Origin of the sequence: Flavobacterium lotistagni (assembly GCF_011392125.1) — a bacterium.
Lineage (GTDB): Bacteria > Bacteroidota > Bacteroidia > Flavobacteriales > Flavobacteriaceae > Flavobacterium > Flavobacterium lotistagni.
On sequence record NZ_JAAJBU010000038.1, the window covers coordinates 1 to 515 of the forward strand.

Sequence of the window (515 nt, forward strand, 5' to 3'; positions counted from 1 at the left end):
ATGACGATACCGGAACAACTGTAAACGGACTTGCCGGCGGAACTGCTTTCACAAACGTACTTGTAAACGATACTTTAAATGGTGTGGCTGTTTTAGCTTCTCAAGTAAATACAACTTTTGTAAGCTCTACAAACGCTGGTGTGACTTTATCAGGAACTGATGTTTTGGTTGCTGCCGGAACACCAGCGGGAACTTACACCCTAACTTACCAAATCTGTGAAATCTTAAATCCAAGCAACTGCGATACTGCGATTGTTACAGTAACGGTGTCTGCGGCTTCAATCATCGCTAATGACGATACCGGAACAACTGTAAACGGACTTGCCGGTGGAACTGCTTTCACAAACGTACTTGTAAACGATACTTTAAATGGTTTTGCTGTACTAGCTTCTCAAGTAAACACAACTTTTGTTAGCTCTACAAACGCTGGTGTGACTTTATCAGGAACTGATGTTTTGGTTGCTGCAGGAACACCAGCGGGAACTTACACCCTAACTTACCAAATTTGTGAAATC

General features: G+C 42.5%; 1 pseudogene. It reads left to right on the forward strand.

Features of this window, described 5'->3' with window-relative positions:
* Positions 1–515, forward strand: a pseudogene (locus G4D82_RS14325) (hypothetical protein); the annotation flags it as partial.